Genomic DNA, 18,865 nt, shown 5'->3' on the forward strand with positions numbered 1-18,865 from the left:
GAATATGGAGCGGATTTTAAGATTCGTAAAGTGAGAAAAACTAATGCTAATGAGAAATTTGAGTCATCTGTCATAAAATCATTTGTGTTATATCTATCTAAAAATACTCCCCCCATAGTTTTTCTGTACTGAGGCTGATAAAAAACAATGATTTGTATATTAAATAACCGATTCTCAATAGGTTATTGCATAGAATTAATTAGAGTTATAACGAACAAAAAATGAAGCAGGACGCAAAATAATTTTGGTTTCCTGAAGACATCGTGTGCGAGCAAGTCATGCAGTGCGGTTACGTGCAGAGGCTGCATGTGAGGAAGCAGCGTGTCAGGAATGAGTGCAATCAATCCTTGTTTTGGTGCATCGTGGCGGCAAGCTCTCCGCTAAAATATTGAATTTTAGTGGCTTAAAGTTGGCATCGCAGTTGCAGTTAAGTCTTTGACAGTAACAGGCTGGTGAATCGTTGAAGAGGGTAACCAGCGGGGAATGGCTGTCGTTGCTATGGTACATAATCCTTTGTCAGTTGACATCCGGGTGCTGCGCTCTGTAGCGGGAGAACAGCACCCGTTTTTTTAGACTGTTAACGGACCAAGCGGGAGGAGAGCGTCGAATCATCCTCCTGGGTATCAGTCACGCAGTATTAGCGTTTATTCTTCAGGTAACGCTTACGGCGTTCTTCTTTTTTCTTCGCTTTTTCTTCGGCTTTGCGCTCTTCATCAATGGCGACGTTGATCAGCTCTTGGGTGATCATCTCCGGTCGCTCCAGGGTAATGTGACCCAGAGTACCGTTTCGAAGCTCATTAATCAGGATTTCTGATGCTTTGTGCAGATCAACCCGGCCGCCACCTTTCAGGCAACCACGTTTACGGCCAATTTCTTCCATTAACTCGATTTCTGTTTCCGGCAGCTCGTCGTCTAGATTGTAGCGAGCCTTAATTAGCTCAGGGTAGGCTTCTTTCAGATACTCAATGGTGAAGAAGGCGACATCTATATAGTCCATTGCTGTGTCTTTGACGGCACCGGTGGCCGCCAGCCGGAATCCGCTGTGCGGGTTTTCCACCTTCGGCCACAAGATTCCCGGCGTATCCGAGAGAATGATGCCGTTTTGCAGGTTGATTCGCTGTTGCTGACGGGTCACTGCGGGTTGGTTTCCGGTTACTGCGACGGCACGGCCGGCCAGGGTATTGATGATGGTTGATTTGCCGACGTTCGGGATCCCCATAATCATGGTGCGAATCTGCTTGCCCATTTCTTCTCGGTGCGGTGCCAGCTTGCGGCAGAGCTCCATGATTTTATGGACTTCACTGACGTTTTCTGTGGTGATCGCCAGTGCTTTTACACCCTGCTCTTGCTCAAGGTGATCGATCCACAGCTGTGTCATTTCCGGATCAGCCAGGTCACGCTTATTCAGTACTTTGACGACAGGCTTGTTGTTTCTCTCACGAAAGCTCTTGATCAGCGGGTTCTCGCTACTGAAAGGAATACGGGCGTCCAGAACCTCGATGATGACATCGATTTTCGGCAGGACTTCTTCGATTTCTTTACGGGCTTTGTGCATGTGGCCCGGGAACCACTGGATTGCATTGCTAGACATTTGAAAAATAACTCTTTTTTGTATGGCGTGTCGCTGATGGGGTACGTAATGAGGCTCTCACGCAATAACTGACAGGATGATGTCTGGTGTTTGTCAGCCAGGCTTGCTCGTTAACACAGTTGTCAGTTCCATCAGGTGACCGATTAACAGGCCATCGAGACCTTGGTTTGAGAGGGAGTGTAGCGCACTCGCCCCCAGACATAAATCGGTTTCACCATTCCCGTCTACAACTTGGCCGCTCTGTAAGAGAATGATGTGAGAATGGTCTTTAGGATAGAGCCATGGCAGGTGTTAAAAATGTTTTGTCAGGAGTAATTCGGCTGAGCAGCGATTGAGAACCATGGCTGCTGGCGCTGCTGGGTTGTGATGTTCAAGTTATAACTGTTGCATTTTGTATGACTTATTGTGCAAATATGGTTAATATCAACAAAATAATCAACACGTGGATATAATCATGGACATAGATATCAATAAGTACATCGAGATAAGGAAAGCACTCCACCGTAATCCAGAGCTTAAGTATGAAGAATTCGATACCGGGAAATTAGTCGCCGAACATTTAATTGACTTGGGCTATGAAGTCACCACAGGCATCGGTAAAACAGGGGTCAAAGCGGTTATTTATACCAATAGACCGGGGCCGACGATTGCTTTTCGCGCCGATCTGGACGCGCTTCCGATTTTGGAACTCAATGAATTTGAGCATAAATCTCAAAATCAGGGAAAGATGCATGCTTGCGGCCATGATGGGCATACTGCCAGTTTGCTATGCGCTGCGGAATCCTTAATGGCTAACAAAGATGCGTATTGCGGCAATATCGTCATTATCATGCAGCCTGCGGAAGAGGGCGGGGCTGGCGCGAAGGCCATGATTGATGACGGGGTTCTTGAGAATCCGAGAGTCGATAAGATATTTGGTTATCACAACAGACCTGGCTTTAAACAAGGGCTCGTCTTTGTTAAATCGGGTTCTGCAATGGGGGGGAATACAAGTATTTCCGTTGAAATCACAGGGAAAGGGGGGCACGCAGCAATGCCTCACTTAACACATGACCCTATCGTTGCAGGCGCAAGCTTTGTGACGCAAGTTCAAACCGTGGTATCAAGAAAATTATCACCCCTGAACGCGGCGGCAGTGACTGTTTCGGAATTTCATTCAGGACAGGGACATAATGTCATAGGCTCCAAAGCTCATCTCAGCTTAAGTGTACGTTCAGATACGAAGGAAACCGACGAGTTGTTGGTTCGTGAGATTGAAAAAACACTTAAATGTGTCTGTGAGCAATTCAACTGTACTTATGAATTCAACATCCTTTTATCGATTCCGGCTTTGGTCAACCATCGCCAAGAAACCACAGATCTGATGGATGCATGTCGGTTTAGTTTTGATACAAATAACTTGTTGGAAATTGATTATATGCCAACGATGGGGGCAGAAGATTTTAGTTTCTATTTGTTAGAAAGGCCGGGCTGTTACTTCTTTATTGGCAATGGTGAAGATTCTGCTTATTTACATAATCCTCATTATGACTTCAATGATAAAAATATTGCCGTAGCAAGACAAGTCTACATGGATGTGGCTCAATTTTACCTAGGGAGATATAAATAGTGGAAAACGTACAGCACAGGCCAGAGACAATTAAAGATAACCGATTTTTATCATGGGTTGAGACAACGGGTAATAAACTGCCTCATCCATTTTTATTGTTTGTCTACTTAGCCATATTTGTCATGGTGATTTCGGCCGTTTTAAATTATTTCAATGTCAATACGTATAATCCAAAAACAGCAGAAGCCTATCCAATTAAATCTTTGCTATCCGGTGATGGCATCGCTTATATGTTCACTAATTTTGTGAAAAATTTTGTGAACTTCCCGCCTCTAGGCACCATCATCACGGTGATGCTGGGCATTGGTTTAGCTGAGCGCGTTGGTTTGCTCTCGACTTTACTGACACAAACGGTGGCGAAAGCACCGCGTCATTTACTGACGTTTTTCGTGTTTATTGCCGGGATCTGTGGCTCTATTGCTTCTGACGCAAACTATCTTATTTTAATTCCATTAGTTGCAATGGTGTTCCATAGTGTCGGGCGCAATCCATTAGCGGGTGCTGCAGCAGCTTATGCGGCCGCCGGGGCGGGTTTTGATGCCAGCTTGTTTATCACGGTTGGTGACGCTCTATTTGCAGGCATTGCAACCGATGCAGCCAGAATTATCGATCCTGATGCGTATGTCAGTGCGGTGGATAACTATTACTTCGTCGCTTCCTCTGTGTTTGTTCTCGCTGTTGTCGGGACGTTTATCATTGATAAAGTGGTCGAGCCGCGCCTGAATAATCTGCACCCGTTGTCAACAATGATCAAAGAAAGACCCACGGCTGAAGTTAACATGACGGCTGAGGAAAAAACGGGTCTTAAGCGGGTGGCATTGTTTACGCTTGCTTATCTTGCTTTTGTGATGGCACTTGTTTTGCCTGAATCCTCGGCGCTGAGGAATGCTGATGGTGGTTTGATTCCGTCGCCTTTTCTGAAAAGTCTTGTCCCATTCATGTTTTTTTACTTTCTCGGTATCGGCATCATTTATGGAAAAGCAGTCCGTAAAATTGAAAAGGTAGAAGATATTCCGGACCTAATGGCCGACTCTGTGAAGGCTCTCGCAACAACGCTGGTTCTGTTTTTAGCCATTTCTCAGTTTATTGCTTATTTCAAATGGACGGGCATTGGTAACCTGGTTGCATTTGAAGGCGCACACTTCTTACAGTCTGTAGGTTTCGACGGGTATGCATTGATCATTAGTTTTATTTTTATTACCTGCATCTGTAATATTTTCATGACCAGCGGAAGTGCTCAATTTGCACTATTTGCCCCGATATTCATCCCGATGTTAATGCAATTAAATATTGAACCTGCATTCACATTGGCGATGTTCAGAATTGGCGACAGTTCGACGAATATTATTTCACCTATGTCACCGTATTTCAGTGTGGCACTGGTGTATATGCAAAGCTATAAACCCGAACTCCGTATTGGGACCTTAATGGCAACGATGCTCCCGCTCGCCATTGGCTTCCTCGTGTTCTGGACGGCGTTCTTGCTGTTGTGGACCGGTCTTGGTCTTGATGTGGGTCCTGGTGTATCTATGTACATCAACTAAGGTATCCGTTTCTCCAAGAATCAAACTGCGGGCACTGAGTTTGCCCGCGGTTTAAATTGCGCTGATATACCCCATACATCTCAAAGCTCATGGCTAAGCAATACATGACGGACTGTTATACCGCCATTCGGCATTAACCAGGAAATTTTCCCGGATAATTGCGAGTGATGCTGAACAGATCTCACCGTTACAACAGATTCATGAATTCTGGACATCAATCTCATCATTAAGTTGAGGGTGGAATGTCCGGCTTTTTGCATACTTAATGTACGTATTTGCTTACTCTATGATTCAGCTTGGCTTGTGAGCATTCATCACGATTCATTGAGCAGGAGATCACTGTGTCTATTAGAATGGATAAATCTGTACTGCAAACGAAAGTGGCTTCGGGAGCAGCGGCGAGCTCAGAGGTTTATGCAGCCTTAAACTGTAAGGTTTGTGGCGAAAAGTTACATCTCCTGTTTTTGAACCGTGCCACGCTGGTGTTTTGCCCGGGTGCTGATTTGACGGGCTTGGAAACCGTGGTCTTACGACTGAGAAATTCCGAAACGGAAGAACGGTGTGTGGTGTCGTGTCGTAGTATGTCCGGCGAAAATCCCTTAGAAATTACCCAGATTGATTGAATGGGGGACATTAAGGATTTCTGGTTGCCTTTGATAACCGCTACAAACTGACAAAAGGCGGACAATCAAAGGCTGGTAACCCGATTGCCCGGAGTGCATCTATGTAGCAATTCCGTTTGATTTGAGCTGCATGGCGGGCATCGATGGGTTGTTGCGCAGCCACGGCGCAATGGTTCACCGAAATCGTCGGTTGATCGCTGGTGAGCTGCAAAATCTGAAACAGCAGCTGGATGCGCTGCACATGGGATTCACTGCTGATGACTGTCACAGCCCGGATGTTGCGCTGCTGAAGCAGTGCCAAGCTGAACCGGGCATTATCGATCGTATTGGTTGCCAGAGGCTCTTCAATAATCCGCTGCGCATCAATGCCCTGCTCATCAATACCCTGCTCACACAACCACAGCTTCATTTGCCGGGCTTCCGTCTTGCCCTGTTGCGGCATGCCGCCGGTCACCAGAATCGGGCTGGCAGGGAAACGTTGTGCCAGAGTTTTCGTCAGAGCCAGCCTGGCGATTAAAGCTGGGGCCAGCGTACCATCCGGCTGGAGTTTGTAACCCGGCGTGACCAGCGCGTGACTGGCGCTATGATGTGTTGTTGCCCGGCACGGTGCTTGGTATGGCGGGCTCACTGCCAGATGATTCGGGCTTGTCACGAGTGGCCGTGACAGAACCATTTCGATTTGCGTTAGGAACCGGTCGAGAAATTCGGCGTATGGACGATCGCGTTGTTGCAGACGGGAGAAATAGTGTGCCGTCATTGCATGGTCTTGTTGGTAGTGAGACCAGGTAAGTAGGTAGGTGAGGACCCGGCGTTGCTCGGCTGGACTCTGGCAGTGCGTCAAACACTGGCGATAGCGCTCGAGTGCTGTGTCAATGTTCCCTTGAAAGGTGTGCAAGGTTGCCAGAGTCAGTAAGGTATTGACGTGCGCAGGCTGCTGCTGATACGCCTGATTGAGAAAATAAATAGCAGCCTCAAGGTTGGACACCCGACGATGGTGTAACGGAACATTGTTGCGATCCGGATGTTGGTATGCACTCAAAGCGCGCTGAAGCAGGTCTTGATGTGTCGGGTGAACAGCCATGGCTTCGTTCTTGTCGGGACGGTCGATGTGCTCATGGTAGCGTATTCTCACGATGTGGCAAAATCCGGCTCTGTCAGAAATTCAATGATGTTTGCTGATTTAATGCGGGGCAGCGTGGCGATTTTGTCTACTGTTAATGCTATGAGCTGACAAGAGGCAGAGGGAGATGCATATGCACAATCCATTTAAGCAGCACGGCGCATTTAGTTGGTCGGAGTTAATGACCGATGATCCGGTGAAGGCGGTTGCGTTTTACACCGATGTCATTGGTTGGGAGGTGGAAGCCATGGAAATGCCCGATGGGGTCTACCATGTGCTGAAGGCCAATGGGGAAGCCGTCGGCGGCATTATGGCCAAGCCGGAAGGGTATGAACATATCCCAAATCACTGGGGGACATATATTACCGTGGATGATGTGGATACGACGCTTGAGCAGGCGGAGGCCATGGGAGGAAAAGCGGTGTACCCGCCGATGAATGTGCCCGGTGTTGGCCGCATGTGCGCGATTGCTGATCCGGACGGCGCCATTGTCTCGGTGATTACCTATGAAGAGAAAATGTGACTTGCGCTAAGGCTTGAAGTGGTTTCGAAGAAGCTTTCGGACGTGGATCAAAGATCAAAGCCGCCGGTTGAAGGGCGGCTTTGATGATCCGGCGTTGAATGTTCAAACGCCGGAGACCGGGTTACTATTCCGGGATTACTCTTCCCATTGGACCAACTGACCTTTCGGCCAGTTGGCACCGATGTCGTGATATTTCTTCTCGAGCAGGTGGCGTTTAATTTTGAGCGTCGGCGTGAGGATACCGTTCTCAATACTCCAGGGCTCTTTAATCATCAGAACGCCTTTGATTTGCGCATGGGATTCCAGCTCTTGGTTGATGGTTTCAATCACATGGCGTGCTTTGCGCTCATAGCGCTCGCGATCGAAATTCGGGAAATCATGCGGGATAGCCAGCAGGATGGGAGCAGGCAGACCGGAGCCGATCACGCACATCATTTCAATATTGCTGAGTTCAAACAGACGTTTCTCAATCGGCACCGGGGCGACAAACTTCCCTTTTGCTGTTTTGAAAGTATCGTTTTTCCGCCCTTGAATTGTGAGATAGCCCTCGTCGTCCAGGAACCCGATATCGCCGGTATGGAGCCAGCCCTCGGCATTGAATGCTGCTCGGCTGGCTTCTTCATTTTTGTAGTAGCCGGAGAACATCCCGGCCCCCCGAACCAGAATTTCTTCATCGTCGGCAATTTTGATTTCGATTCCTGGTCCGGCGTTGCCGACCGTGCCGATTTTCTCACTCCGGAACGGATGGTTGAGGGTGCTGTAGGCAAATGACTCGGTCATCCCCCAGGCTTCGGTGATGTTCAGCCCGATATGTTCATACCAGCGGAGCAGGGCCGGTGACACCGGCGCAGAGCCGCATCCCAGAACCCGCGCTTTATCCAGCCCAAGACCGTCCGCCAGTTTGCGCTTGATGACACCGGAGATAAACGGAATTTTCAGCAGGAAATTGAGTTTCGCTTGCGGCAGCTTTTCAAGGATACGTTGCTGGAACAGGGTCCAGAGCCGAGGTACGGAAATGAACAGGGTTGGGCGATGCATTTTCACGTCGTCAATGAACGTCTCGAGGGATTCCGGAAATGCGACCTGGATCCCGGCCATGACGGATGAACCGTAGATATAGACACGCTCAGTAATATGGGCCAGCGGCAGGTAAGAGAACAGACGCTCATCTTCCTGCATCCCGATATGATCGACCAGACGTTGGGCCGTCCAGGCAAAAGCGCCGAATGTCAGCATGGCCCCTTTAGGCAAGCCAGAGGTACCGGATGTGTAGACAATGGACATCAAATCGTCGGGTTTGTGTTCGGGCCGTTCGTCGCTCGGTGCATGTTCTGCCATCAGGGTATCCCAGTCATATCGGCAAGAAAGCACATTCGGATAGGGAAATGCAATAGTCGGCAGGTCCGGATGGTTGGCGAGTACGGCATCGGTGGCTTTATTATCATCGAGTTTCCCGACGAACAGCGCTTTCGACTCGCTGTGACTGATACAGTGTTCGATGGTGTCAGCGCCCGCGGTCGGGAAAATGGGAACGCTGATATAACTGCCCAGCATCATCGCCAGATCGGCGATGAACCATTCAGCGCAGTTTTTCGAAATCAGCGCGACGCGATCGCCCGGCTCGATCCCCATGCTTCGCAATGCGCTGACCAGGCGCAGGGCCTGATCCAGGACTTCGGCATAGGTAAAGTCGACAAATTGTCGGTTTTTAATTTGGCGGAGATAGATTTCATCCGGGCGCTCCTCTGCCCATTTTAATAACATTTCATGGGGTAAAGATTGCGTCATGAGGGTGTCCCTTAAGCGTTCTGTGGGCAGAGGTAAAGTCATCTTATCATCCTTGCTTTGTTATATTGTTGTTAAAGTAAAGGGGATCGCACTGGTCCGTCAAGTTTATGTTTTGAATTAAACTCCTGTAATTAAGTATGAAAATGGCCTCTAACTTGTCAAATAAAAGTTACATCCCCTTCGCGCAAATTGTTTCAAAATGCTACTAATGTACATCAGGGTTCTTCGGGTGAATCACCTATGGATACCTGATGGGAGGGAATACATGAAGCAATCGGATGCGTGAAGCAAGGTGATAAAAGATTGGGGTATCTTAAGTCGAGCCGCAGCGGTGACGGGGATGGATGCCTGGCGTGTTGATGAAGTGTTTGAACACGGACAGTCGAGATCACAGAGAGCGATCACAAAATCTAAGTTGCTGATTTGCATTGTGATGATGGCGATGCCAGGTATAATTGCGCCATTGAAACGGCGGGCTCCGCTCGGGCTTGATCGCGGCTCAGCGGGTTCATCGTCGGGTTTAACAACAGAACGAGAAAACAATGATTAAATACATAATGTTATTGCTGGTTGGAATCGGTGTTTATATCGGTGTGACCTACAAAGATCAGATCGAAGACTTTGTCGATTCCCGCCCGGCGGAAGAAGTGCAAGACTTGCTGGAAGAGGCGAAAGATCAGGTTTCAGATCAAGCTGAGCTTTTGTCGGATAAGCTGGAAGAAATGAGCAAGTAAGTACCATATACAAAAAAGGCAGCCATTTGGCTGCCTTTTTTGTATGCGCGTGAGTCAGTCTTATGACTTGGCTGTTTCCGCGCTCGCCATCTTGGCTTCTTCAGCCTTACAGGCAGCAGCGGTGAAAAGAACATCCGTCGAACTGTTCAGGGCTGTTTCAGCAGAATCCTGAATTACACCGATGATGAAGCCAACCGCAACCACTTGCATCGCGACGTCATTCGGAATCCCAAACAGGCTACAAGCCAGTGGGATCAGCAGCAGTGAACCACCCGCAACACCCGAGGCACCACAGGCAGAAATGGCAGCGACCACACTCAGCAGAATTGCTGTTGCAACATCAACTTCAACACCCATGGTATGTACGGCAGCCAGCGTCAGGACGGTGATCGTGATCGCCGCACCGGCCATGTTGATGGTTGCGCCCAGTGGGATGGAAACAGAGTATGTATCTTCGTGCAGATCCAAGTCTTTACACAGTTGCATGTTTACCGGGATGTTTGCCGCAGAGCTACGGGTAAAGAATGCTGTGATACCACTTTCGCGAAGACAACGCAGCACCAGCGGATATGGGTTGGACTTGGTTTTGTAGAACACGATCAGTGGATTCACGATCAGCGCGATGATCAGCATTGAGCCCAGCAGCACACCCAGCAGGTGGCCGTAGCTTGCCAATGCGGCAAAACCGGTTTCAGCGAAAGTGTTGGCAACTAAGCCGAAAATCCCGATTGGCGCTAGGCGAATCACGAAACGAACAATCAGCGTAATGCCGTTAGACACATCATGGAACACTTGCTTGGTCGCTTCACTAGCTTGATGCAGGGCAAAACCTAGAGCGATCGCCCAGGCAAGGATTCCGATGAAGTTACCGGTCATCAGGGCATTTACTGGGTTATCAACAATCTTAAACAGCAGCGTATTCAGAACTTCCATAATACCTTCCGGCGGCGTGGTTCCTGTTGCGCTGGCTACCAGAGTCAAATGGGTCGGGAAAAGGAAACTCATAGTAACGGCAGTCAATGAAGCCATCAGGGTACCGAACAGGTATAGCACGATAATCGGCTTCATATTGGTATGGGCGCCTTTTTTCTGGTTCGCAATTGAAGAAGCGACCAGGATAAAGACCAGTACCGGCGCGACAGCTTTCAGCGCGCTGACGAACAGGTTGCCAAGAAAACCGACTTTAACGGCAGACTCAGGGGCAACGGAGGCGAGAATAACACCGGCAATAATGCCGATAAGGATTTGAATCACCAGGCTACCGTTGGCAACACGGGCGAGAAAGGGTTGTGTTTGGTTCATATTACGTCCTGCGTCATTTTATAATATGTTACGGAAGGATTAAATTTTGCTTCCGAGACGTTTTTTAACAGGAAATACGATTATTTTCCACCTTTCTTTTCATATACCTTCGCGTTACATGGATTTAACACCCTTTCAATCTGCGCTCATTAACTTCAGGTGTTGCAAGCCTGTTTGAAAACTGTTCGTTAACATAATAGTGAGAAGGCTGGGGAGAATGTTAAAAAAGCTCACGCGGTGGTGAGCTTTTGCTGATGGCAGCGCAAGGCCGACTTGGGAGAAACCGTCTAAATTACCTTTCGGGGACTAAAGGTTCCAGTGCAGACGGCTTGTTGGATGCGCAATTTTGCTGCGGTGATTGCTTTGTGATTGCGTCAATCAAGTTGAGCAAATCTCGACTATTCCAGCGTGTATCCGAGACCTCTGACGGCCTTTGGTAGTGTGCTGCCATCATTTCATGGACGGCTTGCGCCAATTGCGGTTGCTGCGGATGGCCTTCATGATGCCGTGACCATCGCTGGTAGTGCAGCAGAGCCTGAAGCGGTTGATTCGCCTGAACCGCCTGACGCAAATTATCCAGAGGCGACTGCTCGATATCACGGGATGGTGATGGCCCGGCCTGACTAATGGTGCGGCGGCGCGCATTGAACCACAGCCCGGTAGAGAGTAGCCATAAGCCGGCAAAAAGTGCGGTCAACCATGGCCACCAACCCGCATCCCGGATGACTTCAGAATCCGGACGCAGTCCCTGAACTTCCGGTGAGCTGGTGGTTTCGCCTTCGGTTTGCAGTGGGAGCGCAACATTATTTTGCGGATCGCCTTGTAACACCACCAGCGTCAGGCCATCGAGTTGACTGACCTGTTGGGTGCTGGTTGTCGTATTCCACCAGTTGACAGTCAGGGGAGGCAACGTCAGGCTGCCTTGCGCCCGAGGAATGATCACTTGCTTCAGGGTCATGACGGTATAATCGTTGACGTGACTGTAAACGGGTTTCTCATTGTACACTTTCACCGAGCCAGGATAATCCAGGGAAAGATTCGGCATTTTGCTCTGCTCGGTATTCTTCATTTTCAGGGTGATGGTCCTTGTGATCGGATCACCGACACGGATCTCATCATTTTCAGGCTGCCATTGTTGTGTCAGTTGCAGATCTTCGGTCGGCAGCCATAGCCCGAAATAGCCGGACGGAATGTCTTTGACTTCCAGTTCAAGATTATCGGCTTTCTTCTCAATGGGCATCCGCAGGGTGGAGCCAAATCCCCGGCCTTGTTTCAGGATGTTGCCACGAAACTCAGCGCCCCGAAGTTGGTGCAGGCCCGGTTTATTTGCCGTGATTTGATATTCACGGGTGACTGCCAGATAGCGGCGACCATTGAGCACCGGCTCTGCCTGGCGATCTTCTCCGACCTGCTTCACCTCCAGACCTTCGGCTGAAGGCGGCACCAGGGTGGCCTGGCTCATTTGCTCGCCAATCAGCAAACGGACGGTATAACGAACGCTTTCGCCCAGGTAGAGCGAACTTTTATCAATCTCGGTGGTGATCTTGATATCCGGCTGGTCGGAGACTTGCGCACTGCTTTGGGTTGATGTGATGACAATCGGATCGGTTGCCGTGGCACCAATCTGAAAGCTGGGGATCGTAAATTCCCCCACGGCTTTGGTTGCCAGCGCAATGCGCCACTCCGTTTGCCGGGTCACGACACCATTGATCATATTGGTTTGGCTGCTGGTGCGTGGCGTGCCGTAGTTGAAGTCCTGGGACAGTCCGGATAAGTCCAGCGCATTGGTATTGACGCTGTCATCGATACTGATGGTCAGCTGAAACACCTCGTTCACCGCCACCTGGTTTTTGGACACTGTGGCGACGCCTTGGGCAGCGTATGTCGGCCAGCTGACAAATATCATCAGGATCAAACCGAGCCAACAGGCATCAAGAGATCGCCGACCGCCGGTACGGCGCATGTGTGGGGGAATGTTGGGTCTCATCATTTTTTTGTACCATGCATTGGTTTCTTACCATGAATTCTCTGTTTCAGGGGTTGTCTGCTTTTCTCGCGCTTGCAAGATCAACTGGGCACGGATCAGGGCACTGGTATCATCCGGAACCTGCTCTAACTTTTTCAGAATCGGATCGCTGGCTGACAGGGAGCTGTGCGGTGACGCATCTTCTATTGGTTCGGCAACGCCTCCCTCACGCTGTTGCTCCGTTGATAGCTGTTCCGCTGATCGTTGCTCCGTTGTTTGCTGCTCCGCGGATGATTGCTCTGTTGATGATTGTTCAGTTGATGATTGTTCAGAGCTATGTTGTGCTCCGGGTAACGGATTATCCGGCGCGTTCGGTTCTCCATCATCAGCAGCACGGGCCGAAGGCATGGGATCTGGCTGCGCTTCTGATGATTGTCCGGCATCGTCCGAGGATTGTGGTTGACCTTGCATTGCCGCTTGATTTTGACCGGACGTCTGCGCATTATTGTCCTGATTCTGCTGATTCTGCTGATTCTGCTGATTCTGCTGATTCTGCTGATTCTGCTGATTCTGCTGATTCTGCTGATTCTGCTGATTCTGCTGATTCTGCTGATTCTGCTGATTCTGCTGATTCTGCTGGCTATCACCTTGGGGATCAGAGGATTGCTGCTCGCCGGATTGATTTTGGCCCTGTGCTTGGTTTTGATCCTGCTGTTGCTGTTGCTGTTGCTGTTGCTGTTGCTGTTGCTGTTGCTGTTGCGCCTGTTTTACCTGTTCCAGGTTCCGGCGGGTGTCTGCATCGTCCGGGTTGTTCTCCAGCACCGATTCATATGCCGAAATAGCCTGGTCATAATGACCGGATTGCGCGTAGGCATTCCCCAGATTGAAGCGGGACTGGTCGTCCGTGAGTGGTTTCAGCGTTTCAATCGCTTGTGCATACTGGCCGGCTTTGTATTGTGCGGCGCCTTTCCAGCGAGGGTCCGTAAACAGGTCGGCGGCTTGCGCATAGTCCTGCTGGTTGAAAGCTTCGTGACCCTGCTGGTTGGTATTTTGCCAAGGGGATGCCATGGCCGGATCCAGCGGGATCACGCATAACATGACGGCAATGACCAGTCCGCGGCGAAACCCGAATAGGGACAGAAATACCACCGGAATGAGCAACCAGAACCCACCATTGATGCGCTCCTCAATTGTTTTTTCCTGACTCTGTTCGGTTGTGGCCTGCGGATTGGCAGTCGCAGCGATCAGGCGTTCAACATCATAGTTGGTTGGCTGAAACAGCTGGAGCTGGCCGCCAGTTTGTTTGACCAGGGGCAGGAGCGTGTTGAGATTGACCTTGGCAACCACTGTCTCTCCTTGGTTGTTAGTCAGCAAACGGCCTTCCGGTAACCGAATCGGGGCGCCCTGAGGGGTTCCGATGGCCAGCACGGAGAGCCGGTACTGACTGTCTTTCAGCAGCGCCTGGACCTGCTCGGATTCCTGATGACTCAGCCCATCCGTGATCAGGATGAGATCCCCCGCCGGATGGCCGGCTTGTTTGAGCAGGGTGATCGCTTCTTCGATACCGGCCGCTGCGTTACTGCCCTGAAGCGGCATAATGTCCGGGGACAGATACGGGATCAGGCTGGCCAGGGTATGACTGTCCCGGGTGAGCGGACTGACGACATAGCCATCGGCAGCGTAAGCGACGAGTCCGGTACTTCCTTCGCTCCAGCCGGGCAACATATCCAGAGCTTTAAATCGGGCCTGGGTCAACCGGTTGGGCGTGATGTCCGTGGCATACATTGAACGGGACATATCCATGATCAGCACACGTGCGCCCGCGAGATGGTAGGCCGGGATCTCGGCTTTCTCCCAACTGGGTCCAGCCAGCGCCAGGACACTGAGCAGCCAGCCGGCTGTCAGGATCCCCCATGGAGGGAAAGCGGACGCCGACGGTTGTGCTTCGAAATGCCGGCTCAGGTGCGGCGCAATCAGTGCAGTTTGTTTTCGATTGCGGCTGAGCCAGGGGAGAATTGCGAGCAGCGGCAGCAATGCCCACAGCCACTCCGGGTGCAGAAGCGTCAAGTCAGCCATAACGCCTCCTTAGCATTGCAATTAACACGGTAAGCAAGAGTGCCAGCGCGAGCGGGTAGCGAAAGAGCTCTTCGCGCGGGCGCCAGGTTTGTTGCGCGGTATTCACAGGTTCCATTTGATCAATCAGTTGATAAATTTGTTCCAGTTCCTGAGGGTTTCTGGCTCGGAAGTATTGCCCGCCAGTCAGTTTGGCAATTTCAGTTAAGGCTTTTTCGTCCAGATCCTGTGACGGATTGACGGTTCGGGTTGAAAAGAAAGTACGCTGTTGCATCATCTCGGCACCGATCCCGATCGTATAAATGGTCACGTCACTGCGCGCAGCCAGCTCAGCCGCTTCAATCGGCTGGATCACGCCGGCAGTGTTGCTGCCGTCACTGAGTAAAATGATCACGCGTTGTGGGGCCTGGCTGTCGATAAACGTTTTGGCCGCGATCCCCAGTCCTTCACCAATGGCGGTGCTTTGACCGATTAACCCCAATACACTCCGGTTTAACTGTTGCTTCACGGTATCGCGGTCAAACGTCAGGGGCGTTTGCAGATAGGCGTGCTGTGCAAATAATACCAGGCCCAGCCGATCGCCCTGACGCCGCTCGATAAAGTCAGCGAGCACCTGTTTCACGGCGGTGAGCCGGTCGATGTTTTCACCATCCGGGGTGACCATGTCTTCGATCGACATGGATCCGGACAGATCGACCGCCAGCATCATATCTCGGTGCTCAGGGTTGATTTCAATCGGATCACCATACCAAACCGGGCGTGCCAGGGCGCCAATCAGCAAACACCAGGCCAGACCGACCATTAGTTTGCGCCAGCGTGTGTCTGGTTGCCGGTGGCCGATCCCATCCGGCAGCTTGGGTAAGCGGATGGCGACGGGCTGCGCGGCAGGTGGTGTATATCGGTAAATGAACCAAGGGAGTGGCAGCAACACCCAGGCCCAAATCCAGAAAAACTCAAACATGCCTCTTCTCCGCAACCGTGGATTGTTGAGTGGATTGCTGACTTTGCGGAGCAGGCAAACGCGCGTTTCTCAGCCATCGTTCGGCTTGCTGATAGCAGCGCTGAAAATCCTGCGGCTCAAGCGGTTGCTTGGAAAAGATCCCGTAGCTCCACTGTTCAGACAAGGCGGCGAAGCCCTGTTCTGATGGGGTTAAATGGGTGTCCAGAAACGCCAGCCATTGTGCGCCGGTCAGGCTGGCAACCTGTTGGCGAGGGTAATAGGACATCGCGGTTTGACGGAGTAATAAGTTAATCGCGTTCAGCGCATCGGGTTGATTGAAACCCGGCAGGCGTCGCAGCGCTTCTTTGCGTGCGCTTTGCTGTTGTTTGATTTGCCGGATGTAGCGAATGCACATCCACAGTCCGCCGATCAGCAGACACAAGCCGATAAACAGGCATACCCACCAGCCCCAGGCGAGCGGCCAAAGTCCGGGCGCATCTGGGAGATGTATATCTGCCAGGGGCAGGGGGGAAGGGAGGTCGTTGACCGCTGGTTGCTCAGTCATGAAGCGACTCCTGCAGCATTTAATTGAGAGATTAACGGGTAAGCAGCGGAAATCTGATGCACCGGGATTGCGAGGCTCTGGGTCAGAGTTTGGATAAATTGTTGGTGGTGCTGATATTGCTCCTGAAGCTGCTGGCGGGTGCTGGTGGCCGCAAAATTCACCCACAGTGTTTGGCGACTGTCCCTGACATACTCGGTGCCCCGGAACCGGGTTTGGCCTTGCTCCAGGGGATCGGAAACCTGAACAAACTGGATCCGGTTGTGTTGGCGCAGTTGGCTCAGGCGACGTTTGTCGGTTGGTGTCAGGAGATAAAAATCACTGATCACCACGATGTCGCTGCCTTTCGGACACAGATGGTGAAGGTGTTTCAGGGCCGCTGAGAATTCAAGCGGCGTTTGCTCTTCCACTTGGCTTGAAGCATCAGGATGGTGGGCTTCCAGAAGGGCATTGATCACCCGGAGCGGACCTTGCTGGCGCGCAGTCGGTTTACACTCGACCAGTTGAGTTCCGGTGTAGATGATTGCACCGATGCGATCCTGTTCTTTGATCGCCAGCCAACTGAGTAAACTGGCAAAGTGGGCGGCCTGAACCGATTTCAAGAGCAGGGTGGAGCCGAACTGCATGTTTTGGCTGAGATCCACAAGCAGCATCACCGGCTGCTCCCGCTCTTCCGTGAACAGTTTGGTGTGCGTTTTGCCGGTGCGGGCCGTGACCCGCCAGTCGATGGCCCGGATATCATCCCCCGCCTGATACGGGCGAACTTCAGCGAAGTTCATCCCGCGACCTTTCTTGCGGCTGATGTGCTGCCCGTTCAGTTGCGACCAGATACTTTGTGCCGGTGGCAGCCAACGCACCGCCTGATTCTTATATTGCAGGAGCTCCGCGAGACACAAATTCACGCCGTCACTATGGGCTGGCAGCGCCGGGGTCGGAGTGGTGTCCGTCATGCGCACGCAACCTGCTCGATGATCTGACGAATCAGGGTATCGGTCGCGATGCCTTCGGCCTGGGCTTCATAGCTGAGCAGCAGGCGATGGCGCAGAACCGGGTAAGCCATCTGCTGAACGTCTTCCGGCGTCACGAAATCCCGGCCACAGAGCCAGGCGTGGGCGCGGGCACAGCGATCCAGTGCCAGCGTGGCCCGTGGGCTGACGCCCAGTTGCAGCCAGCTGGCCAGTTGATCACTGTAGCGCTCCGGCTCTCGGGTCGCCATGGTCAGACGGATAATATAGTGCTCGACTTCTTCGGCCATGTGGATATTCAGGACTTCCTGACGTGCTGCGAAAATGTCTTTCTGGCTGATCTCAACCGGCTCGGCTGCATGAACTCCCATGGCTTCACCACGGTTCAGGCGCAGAATTTCCAGTTCGCTGGTCGCGTCCGGATAGTTCACATTGAGCTGGAGCAGGAAACGATCCAACTGTGCTTCCGGCAGTGGATAGGTACCTTCCTGTTCGATCGGGTTTTGCGTCGCCATCACCAAAAATAATGCAGGCAAGGCATAGGTTTGACGTCCTGCGGTAATCTGTTTCTCAGCCATGGCTTCCAACATGGCGGCCTGAACTTTGGCGGGTGCGCGGTTGATTTCATCAGCCAGCAGCAATGAGTTGAAAATCGGGCCGGGTTGAAATTTGAATTCGCCGGTTTCAGGACGAAAGATGTCTGTCCCGGTGAGATCGGCCGGCAATAGATCGGGGGTAAACTGAATCCGGTGGAAGCTGCCCTCGATGCAATCGGCCAGTACTTTTACGGCTCGGGTCTTTGCCAGTCCCGGAGGACCCTCGACCAGAATATGGCCATCAGCCAGCAGGGCAATCAGTAGTTGCTTGACGAGATCGGGTTGACCAATCACCTGGCTGTCCAGGTAAGTCTGCAGGCGTTGAAACGTCGATGTTAACATAGTGTGGGTTGAATCCTTTAACTACAAAACAGTCAATTAAAAGGTGAGTTTTCTGACCAGAACATCTGGCGAGAGTTCATTTTCGACAGCAATTTATTTTTAGGTTTTTTTTGTGGTGAAAGAAGACGTATCACCGAGGTTGTGCTGTAAATTATAGCCTCTACATAGGGTTAGCCGCCGGCAATTTCAACCATATCGATGGAGAAAGACTGTCCCTGCCTTGGCTGACCGCCAGTTTGCGGGGTAAGGGGAGGGGGCAGAACCGTTTTGAATGATCAATGCCACCAGAGGGACTGATTTCATGAAACGAGCTTGGACTCTAAAGAATAAAATCACATATCAAATAATCCTTTAGAATGAACACTTATTAAAAATAAGGGCGCGGGTGCAGGTTTATTATTGTGAATGACATATTCTTGTGCTGCCTTCGACTAATTTTATAAAAAATAACTGTTCACCTTAGCACTAATATTGTGCGTTTGTGCATGAAATGAGTGCAACTAAGATGAATGTTTCATGAAGTTGTATTTTATCTCCATAGATAAGACATTAATTTTAACCAGTAAAATTATTGGCATCTTTGATGC

The 18,865-nt window shown here is 50.9% G+C and carries 15 protein-coding genes; 5 read left to right on the forward strand and 10 right to left on the reverse strand.

The features are described 5' to 3' along the window. Window positions 1-637: 637 nt before the first annotated feature. Complete coding sequence (gene ylqF, locus VV869_RS12305; RefSeq protein WP_337735202.1) at window positions 638-1,591, reverse strand: ribosome biogenesis GTPase YlqF; 954 nt, start codon at window positions 1,589-1,591, stop codon at window positions 638-640. A 454-nt stretch (window positions 1,592-2,045) separates the two neighbouring features. On the opposite strand from ylqF, the gene VV869_RS12310 reads away from it, so the two are divergent. The 3 genes from VV869_RS12310 to VV869_RS12320 all read left to right on the forward strand — a co-directional run bounded on the left by VV869_RS12310 (window position 2,046) and on the right by VV869_RS12320 (window position 5,367). Further along, complete coding sequence (locus VV869_RS12310) at window positions 2,046-3,200, forward strand: M20 metallopeptidase family protein (protein ID WP_337735203.1); 1,155 nt, start codon at window positions 2,046-2,048, stop codon at window positions 3,198-3,200. Next, complete coding sequence (locus tag VV869_RS12315) at window positions 3,200-4,744, forward strand: AbgT family transporter (RefSeq protein ID WP_337735204.1); 1,545 nt, start codon at window positions 3,200-3,202, stop codon at window positions 4,742-4,744. The genes VV869_RS12310 and VV869_RS12315 overlap by 1 nt, the downstream gene beginning before the upstream one ends. 341 nt (window positions 4,745-5,085) lie before the next feature. Beyond that, window positions 5,086-5,367, forward strand: coding sequence for a hypothetical protein (locus tag VV869_RS12320; RefSeq protein ID WP_337735205.1), 282 nt, complete (start codon window positions 5,086-5,088; stop codon window positions 5,365-5,367). A gap of 40 nt (window positions 5,368-5,407) precedes the next feature. Here the strand turns inward: VV869_RS12320 and VV869_RS12325 are convergent, their stop codons facing one another. Beyond that, entirely contained in the window at window positions 5,408-6,499 is a 1,092-nt protein-coding gene (locus VV869_RS12325) for a YdcF family protein (RefSeq protein ID WP_337735206.1), read from the reverse strand. Between the two features lie 121 nt (window positions 6,500-6,620). On the opposite strand from VV869_RS12325, the gene VV869_RS12330 reads away from it, so the two are divergent. Beyond that, window positions 6,621-7,010 carry a VOC family protein gene (locus VV869_RS12330; RefSeq protein WP_337735207.1) on the forward strand — a complete coding sequence of 130 codons (390 nt, stop codon included), beginning with the start codon at window positions 6,621-6,623 and terminating at the stop codon, window positions 7,008-7,010. A gap of 135 nt (window positions 7,011-7,145) precedes the next feature. Here VV869_RS12330 and VV869_RS12335 read toward each other — a convergent pair whose 3' ends face one another. Continuing rightward, on the reverse strand, window positions 7,146-8,774 hold the full coding sequence (locus VV869_RS12335) for an AMP-binding protein (RefSeq protein WP_337735303.1): 1,629 nt from the start codon (window positions 8,772-8,774) through the stop codon (window positions 7,146-7,148). Between the two features lie 566 nt (window positions 8,775-9,340). On the opposite strand from VV869_RS12335, the gene VV869_RS12340 reads away from it, so the two are divergent. Next, window positions 9,341-9,532, forward strand: a complete 192-nt coding sequence (locus VV869_RS12340; protein WP_337735208.1) for a YtxH domain-containing protein — start codon at window positions 9,341-9,343, stop codon at window positions 9,530-9,532. Window positions 9,533-9,592: 60 nt separating this feature from the next. Here VV869_RS12340 and sstT read toward each other — a convergent pair whose 3' ends face one another. From sstT to VV869_RS12375, 7 genes are all read right to left on the reverse strand, one after another. After that, the gene (sstT, locus tag VV869_RS12345; protein WP_337735209.1) at window positions 9,593-10,834 is read right to left on the reverse strand and encodes a serine/threonine transporter SstT; all 1,242 of its coding nucleotides are present in this window, start codon (window positions 10,832-10,834) and stop codon (window positions 9,593-9,595) included. A 292-nt stretch (window positions 10,835-11,126) separates the two neighbouring features. After that, window positions 11,127-12,824 (reverse strand): BatD family protein, encoded by a 1,698-nt coding sequence (locus VV869_RS12350; protein WP_337735210.1) that lies wholly within the window; start codon window positions 12,822-12,824, stop codon window positions 11,127-11,129. Window positions 12,825-12,848: 24 nt separating this feature from the next. Beyond that, window positions 12,849-14,876, reverse strand: coding sequence for a vWA domain-containing protein (locus VV869_RS12355; RefSeq protein WP_337735211.1), 2,028 nt, complete (start codon window positions 14,874-14,876; stop codon window positions 12,849-12,851). Continuing rightward, on the reverse strand, window positions 14,869-15,834 hold the full coding sequence (locus tag VV869_RS12360) for a vWA domain-containing protein (protein WP_337735212.1): 966 nt from the start codon (window positions 15,832-15,834) through the stop codon (window positions 14,869-14,871). Before VV869_RS12360 ends, VV869_RS12355 begins: the two co-directional genes overlap by 8 nt. After that, window positions 15,827-16,378 (reverse strand): DUF4381 domain-containing protein, encoded by a 552-nt coding sequence (locus VV869_RS12365; RefSeq protein WP_337735213.1) that lies wholly within the window; start codon window positions 16,376-16,378, stop codon window positions 15,827-15,829. Before VV869_RS12365 ends, VV869_RS12360 begins: the two co-directional genes overlap by 8 nt. Then, window positions 16,375-17,325, reverse strand: coding sequence for a DUF58 domain-containing protein (locus VV869_RS12370; protein WP_337735214.1), 951 nt, complete (start codon window positions 17,323-17,325; stop codon window positions 16,375-16,377). The genes VV869_RS12365 and VV869_RS12370 overlap by 4 nt, the downstream gene beginning before the upstream one ends. Then, on the reverse strand, window positions 17,322-18,278 hold the full coding sequence (locus tag VV869_RS12375) for an AAA family ATPase (protein WP_337735215.1): 957 nt from the start codon (window positions 18,276-18,278) through the stop codon (window positions 17,322-17,324). Before VV869_RS12375 ends, VV869_RS12370 begins: the two co-directional genes overlap by 4 nt. Window positions 18,279-18,865: the final 587 nt, after the last annotated feature.

The organism is Photobacterium sp. MCCC 1A19761 (genome assembly GCF_037389125.1).
In the GTDB taxonomy this organism is placed as follows: domain Bacteria; phylum Pseudomonadota; class Gammaproteobacteria; order Enterobacterales; family Vibrionaceae; genus Photobacterium.

Coding starts and splice junctions, on each gene's coding strand:
- VV869_RS12350 (WP_337735210.1), bottom strand. CDS start 12,824: ATGATGAGACCCAACATTCCCCCACACATGCGCCGTACCGGCGGTCGG.
- ylqF (WP_337735202.1), bottom strand. CDS start 1,591: ATGTCTAGCAATGCAATCCAGTGGTTCCCGGGCCACATGCACAAAGCC.
- VV869_RS12340 (WP_337735208.1), top strand. CDS start 9,341: ATGATTAAATACATAATGTTATTGCTGGTTGGAATCGGTGTTTATATC.
- VV869_RS12330 (WP_337735207.1), top strand. CDS start 6,621: ATGCACAATCCATTTAAGCAGCACGGCGCATTTAGTTGGTCGGAGTTA.
- VV869_RS12310 (WP_337735203.1), top strand. CDS start 2,046: ATGGACATAGATATCAATAAGTACATCGAGATAAGGAAAGCACTCCAC.
- VV869_RS12370 (WP_337735214.1), bottom strand. CDS start 17,325: ATGACGGACACCACTCCGACCCCGGCGCTGCCAGCCCATAGTGACGGC.
- sstT (WP_337735209.1), bottom strand. CDS start 10,834: ATGAACCAAACACAACCCTTTCTCGCCCGTGTTGCCAACGGTAGCCTG.
- VV869_RS12375 (WP_337735215.1), bottom strand. CDS start 18,278: ATGTTAACATCGACGTTTCAACGCCTGCAGACTTACCTGGACAGCCAG.
- VV869_RS12335 (WP_337735303.1), bottom strand. CDS start 8,774: ATGTTATTAAAATGGGCAGAGGAGCGCCCGGATGAAATCTATCTCCGC.
- VV869_RS12355 (WP_337735211.1), bottom strand. CDS start 14,876: ATGGCTGACTTGACGCTTCTGCACCCGGAGTGGCTGTGGGCATTGCTG.
- VV869_RS12360 (WP_337735212.1), bottom strand. CDS start 15,834: ATGTTTGAGTTTTTCTGGATTTGGGCCTGGGTGTTGCTGCCACTCCCT.
- VV869_RS12365 (WP_337735213.1), bottom strand. CDS start 16,378: ATGACTGAGCAACCAGCGGTCAACGACCTCCCTTCCCCCCTGCCCCTG.